This window comes from Oryzihumus sp., from assembly GCF_036391795.1.
Classification (GTDB): domain Bacteria; phylum Actinomycetota; class Actinomycetes; order Actinomycetales; family Dermatophilaceae; genus Oryzihumus.
In genome coordinates this window covers 1-5,501 of record NZ_DASVZH010000231.1, presented here as the reverse complement: position 1 = coordinate 5,501, position 5,501 = coordinate 1, and the positions used below count along the sequence as shown (strand labels likewise).

Genomic DNA, 5,501 nt, shown 5'->3' with positions numbered 1-5,501 from the left:
GGATGATGCCGATCGAGACGACCGGGTTGCTCGGCGGCAGCAGCACCACGTCGGCCTCACGGATGGCGTCGAGCACCCCGGGGGCGGCGACCGCGCGGTCCATGCCGACCGCGACGAACCGCTGCGCCGGCACGGCGGCGCCCATCCGCACCCACCACTCCTGGAAGTGAACCGCGCGGGGGCCCTCGCCCTCGTCGACGACGACGTGCGTCTCGACGGGGGAGTCCGACATCGGCAGCAGCGTCACGCCACGGTCGGGCAGGCCCCAGCGGGCGGCGAGGCGGGCGGTCACCTCGGACAGGGTCAGCCCCTGGCCGAGCCACTGGCTGCGCGCGATGTGCGTGCCGAAGTCCTTGTCGCCCAGGCCGAACCACTGCGGCGTCGCGCCGTAGGCGGCCAGCTCGGCCTGGACGGCGTGGGTCTCGCCGTCGCGGCCCCAGCCCTGGCTCTCGTGAATGCCGCCGCCGAGGGTGTAGAGCACCGTGTCCAGATCCGGACAAACCCGGAGACCGAAAAGGCTAATGTCGTCGCCGGTGTTGCCGATAACGGTGATGGTGGCACCCGACAATTCGGGCACACGGCCCAGATGGGTCAGAAGGCCTCGCAGGAATCGGGCGCCGCCGACGCCTCCGGCCAGTGCGGTGATGCGCATGGGCCGCAGTCTCTCAGGGCACCGAAACCCGTTGCACGGCGGTGGGTTTGCGACCAGCCCAAAGGGGTAGTGCAAGCAGTGCGGATATGTCGGTCCTGTGAATACGCCGAATATCAGAGAACGGCTTGACTTGGGCGTATGACACGCGTGTAATTCCAGTGTTGTCTCTTTACTGGACAGAACCGATGATCTAATCGAGTCGACGGCGGGGAAGCAAGACCTCGACGACGAGACGCCGGTCACATCCTTCGGTCCAGCAGGGCGGCCAACGCGAGTGCTGTGCTGGCGAGTTGGGTCGAGGAGGGGCCGTGCACGAGCTACAACTGATCACCACGATGGAGATCGACGAGGACGGCGGTGAGCTGTCCTGGCAGGAGCGCGCACTGTGCGCGCAGACCGATCCCGAGGCGTTCTTCCCCGAGAAGGGCGGATCCACGCGGGAGGCCAAGAAGGTCTGCGTCGGGTGCGACGTCCGCGGGGAGTGCCTGGAGTACGCCCTGGCGCACGACGAGCGCTTCGGCATCTGGGGTGGGCTGTCCGAGCGTGAGCGCCGCAAGCTGAAGAAGCGCGCGGTCTGACCGCCCGGGCGGTTCCGCACCCTGACTCATGACGCTTGCGCCACCTGACGCATCCCCGTCCCCGACGGCCGCGACCCCCGGTACCCCGGTGGTCACGGCGGTCCTGGTCGTCCACGACGGAGCCCCGTGGCTCGGCGAGTGCCTCGACGCCCTCGCGGCGCAGCGGAGGCTGCCCGACCGCCTGGTCGTCGTCGACACCGGCTCCCGTGATGACAGTGCCGCAATCCTGAGCAGCCACAAGCGAATCCACGACGCGGTCGCCGAGATCAGGGTGATCACCACCGGCCGCGAGGTCCCCTTCGGACAGGCCGTATCCCGGGCCGTCGCCGACCTGCCCGAGGTCGCCTCCCCGGCCGACTGGCTCTGGCTCCTCCACGACGACAGTGCCGCTGCGCCCGGGACCCTCGCGACCCTCCTGGACACCGCACGCCGGTCCACCTCCGTCGGCATCGCCGGCCCCAAGCTGCTCGACTGGAAGGACCCCGGCCGCCTGGTCGAGGTCGGCCAGCTCGTCACCCGCTCCGGTCGTCGCGCCGACGGCACGAGCCGTGGGGAGGCCGACCAGGGCCAGCACGACCACCGCAGCGACGTCATGGCGGTCAACACCTCGGGCATGCTCGTCCGGCGCGACGTCTACGACCTCACCGGTGGCTTCGACCCCGCCTTCGGGCTGCTGCGCGACGACCTCGACCTGTGCTGGCGGGCCCACCTGGCCGGCCACCGCGTGGTGGTGGTGCCCCGGGCCACGATGCGCGACGCCGCGGCCTCGGTGCACGGCCTGCGCTCGGAGCACCTCGACGCCCGTGCCGCCCGCCGGCTCGACCGCCGCCACGGCCGGCAGGTCGCCCTCGCGCGGTGCGCCGTGCCCCTGCTCCCGTTCCTGGCGCTGTGGATCACCCTGACCTCCCTCGCCTCCGGAGTCGCGCTGCTGCTGGTGAAGCGCCCGCGCCGTGCCCTGCTCGAGCTGGCGGACGTCGGCGCGCTGCTCACCCCGTGGCGCGTCCTCGGGGCGCGGTGGCGCGCCCGCGGCCGGCGCGAGCTGCGACGCCGCGACCTGCACGGCCTGTTCGTGCCGACCAGCACGGCGCTGCGCCACACCCTGGACGCGGTGCATGACGCGATCGCGTTCGAGGGGCGCACCGCCCCGGTCGAGACGTCCCCGGACACGGTGGAGAGCGGGCCGGTGTCCGACGAGGCCGAGGACCTGACCGTCCTCGGGCCCACCTGGCCCCAGCGGCTGGCCCGGCACCCGGGCGTGCTGGCGGTCCTGCTGACCACGGCGGTCACCCTGCTCGGCTGGCGCGACCTGTTGCACCACGGCGCGCTGTCGCCCACCGGCGGGGTCACCGGCGGCGAGCTGCTCCCGGTGTCCGCGGACGCGTCGTCCCTGTGGCACCTGTGGCTCGACGGCTGGCACGGGCCCGGGCTGGGCACCTCGGGCGACGTGGCGCCGTGGGTCCCGGTCCTCGCCGGCACGACCTGGCTGCTCAGCCTGGTGCCCTGGGTGGGTGACGCGGCCTCCCCGGCCGCCCTGTCGCTGACGTGGCTCCTCCTGCTGGCGGCCCCCCTGGCGGCCGGCACGGCATACCTGTCCTCCCGGGTGGTCAGCCCTGCGCGGTGGCCGCGCGCCTGGCTCGCCTTGGCCTGGGCCACGCTGCCCTCGATGACCTTCGCGGTCGGCGAGGGCCGGCTCGGCGCGGTCGCCGCACACGTCCTCCTGCCCGTGGTCGCGGCCGGGATCGCTTGCGTCGCAAGGCGATCGGCGTCCGCGTCGGTCACGGCCGGCACCGGCCTGGCCATGGCCGTCCTGGCGGCGTTCAACCCCGCGCTCGGGGTGGTCGCGGTCCTGGCCGCGGCGGTCCTGCTCCTCGTGGGGCCCGGTGCCCGGCGACGGCTGCGCGCGCTCGCGCTGCTGACCGTCACCACCGGGCTGACCGGCCCCTGGCTGCTCGCCGTCGTGGCCGACCCGCGAGTGCTGCTGACCGGTCCGGGGCTCGCGGTGGGCCCGCACGCCGCGGTGCCGGCGTGGCAGGTCGCGCTGCTGCAGCCGTGGCCGGCTCAGGTGCCGGCCCTGGCGGTCTGCGCGCCCATGGTGCTCGCCGGGCTGGCCGGCCTGCTGCGCCGCCAGCGCGTCTCGTGGGCGATGAGCCTGCTCGGCGTGCTGGGCCTGACCGGGCTCGCCGGGGCACTGCTGGCCCCCCACGTCGTGGTCGGCCGCTCGGCCTCGGGCGCGGCACTCACGCCGTGGCCGGGCACCGGCCTCGACCTGCTCGCGCTGGCGCTGCTGACGGCCGCGGTGCTGGGCCTGGACGGCCTCGGCACCCGCCTGGCCCGGCACGGCTTCGGCTGGCGCCAGGTCCTGGCCGCGCCGACCATCGCGCTCGCCCTGCTCGGGGTCCTCGCGACCGGTGCGCTGCTCGTCGTGCAGCAAGTGCCGGGGCCACTGCAGGTGGCCGGCCTCCGGCTGCCCGCCGTCGCCGTGGACCAGGCGCACAGTGCGCTGGCCAACCGGCTGCTGTTCCTGGCGCCCGAGGAGGGGGCGGTCAGCTACCGCCTGCTCGGGTCAGAGGCAAGCGTCCCGGCCCGGGACGCGGGGTCCGCCCCGGGCGGTGGCCCGGCGACGCTGGGCCGCGACGTCGAGGCCGTCCTGGCGACCACCACCCCGGCCACCGCGGAGGAGCCCCACCAGCGGCTGGCCGACCTGGCCGTCGGGTTCGTCGCCTTCCGCGGGAGTGCCAACAGCCCGGTCGTGCGCCGGCTCGACTCCACCGCCGGGCTGACCCGGCTCGGCGACAGCGAGGGCATGGTCCTCTGGCGGGTGCTTCCCGCGGCCGGCGCCATGGCGGACACCAACGTGCCCCCGGCCCGGGCCCGCCTCGAGGACGGCACCGGTCGCCTCCTGGACTCGGTCGACGTCAGCGGCGACCACGGCGCGACGACAGCCACCCTGGCCCCCGCCGGCACGGGCCGCCGCCTGGTGCTGGCCGAGCCGCCGGCCTGGACCCGTCACGCCACGGTCACCGTCGACGGGCGGCGCCTGGTCGCCGTGGCCGGTGCCTCCCAGCCCACCTACGACCTGCCCGCGACAGCCCGGCACCTGAGGGTGGAGGTGGAACCGGCCCACCACTGGTGGACCCGCTGTCAGCTGGGCCTGCTCGCCCTGGTGGTGTTCCTCGCGGTGCCGCTGGGCAACCGACGCTCCAGGAGGGCTTCATGATCGGCCTCACCCGCACGGTGCTCGTGACCGCTGCCGGCGCCGGCCTGGTGCTGGCGGCGGCCAAGGCCCCGGCGGTGGACCTGGCCGCACCCGCAGCCCGCGCCGTGCCGCCGGCGACGGCCGCCGCGGTGGCCTCCACGGCCGTGGTCTGCCCGGGCCCGGAGACCCTCGGGGTCGACGGCGTGGTGCCCGGGCGGCAGACCACCTCGGTGGCCGCGCTGACCGCGCCGCAGGAGGTCCTGCCCCCGCAGGCCCGCAGTGGGGGACCCGGGACGCTCTCCCTGCGCACCCTGGCGTCGCCGGAGGCCGCCCCCGGGCCGGCCCCCTCGACCTCGGCACGAGGCTCGGCCCTCGGCGCCACGGTGTCGGTCCCGGCAGCGGTCCTCGCCGCCGCCACCGGCTCGCTCGCCCCGGGCACCGTGGGGGCCCAGCGGACGCTCGTGGCCAAGGGCGATGACCGCGGGCTGAGCGGGTCGGCCTGTGTCGCCCCCCGGGAGCAGGCCTGGCTCATCGCCGGTGGCGGTGAGGCCGGCCGTCGCGAACGGCTCGTCCTGGCCAACCCCGGCCCCAACCCGATCCAGGTTGACCTCACGGTGCTCGGCTCCGCCGGCGAGGTGACCTCGCCGGCGGCACAGGACATCGTCGTCGGGCCCTATGGCCGCACCGTGGTGCTGCTCGACGCCGTCGCCGGTTCCGAGAAGTCACCCGTGGTCGGCGTCACCGCCCGCGGCGGCGAGGTCGCGGCGGTGCTCAGCGACACCTGGCTGGACGGGATCGTGCCCCGCGGCGGCGACGACGCGGTGCCGGCCGCCGACCCCGCGCCCGAGCAGGTCGTGCCGGGGGTGGCCCTGAACGGACGGGGGACCCTGCGGCTGGCCGTGCCCGGGGACACCGAGGCCGTGGTCCAGCTGCAGCTGCTGACGTCGGCCGGGGCGCAGGCTCTGCCGCACGACGGGGTCGTGCGGGTCCCCGCCCACGGCACCACCGACGTCGACCTGTCCGGGTTGGCACCGGGTGCCTACGCCGTCCACGTGCTCGCCGACGAGCCCGTCCT

The 5,501-nt window shown here is 75.3% G+C and carries 4 protein-coding genes; 3 read left to right on the top strand and 1 reads right to left on the bottom strand.

Annotated elements, in window-relative coordinates; genetic code table 11:
* Nucleotides 1-652, bottom strand: a 652-nt coding sequence (locus VF825_RS14385; RefSeq protein ID WP_331114480.1) for a 2-phospho-L-lactate transferase CofD family protein, incomplete at its 3' end; no start/stop codon positions are given.
* Between the two features lie 335 nt (nt 653-987).
* On the opposite strand from VF825_RS14385, the gene VF825_RS14380 reads away from it, so the two are divergent.
* From VF825_RS14380 to VF825_RS14370, 3 genes are all read left to right on the top strand, one after another.
* Nucleotides 988-1,230 (top strand): WhiB family transcriptional regulator, encoded by a 243-nt coding sequence (locus VF825_RS14380; protein WP_141789787.1) that lies wholly within the window; start codon nt 988-990, stop codon nt 1,228-1,230.
* An 88-nt stretch (nt 1,231-1,318) separates the two neighbouring features.
* Nucleotides 1,319-4,447, top strand: a complete 3,129-nt coding sequence (locus VF825_RS14375; RefSeq protein WP_331114478.1) for a glycosyltransferase family 2 protein — start codon at nt 1,319-1,321, stop codon at nt 4,445-4,447.
* Nucleotides 4,444-5,501 (top strand): DUF5719 family protein (locus tag VF825_RS14370; RefSeq protein ID WP_331114476.1); only part of this gene is annotated, 1,058 nt, incomplete at its 3' end. The genes VF825_RS14375 and VF825_RS14370, both read left to right, overlap by 4 nt.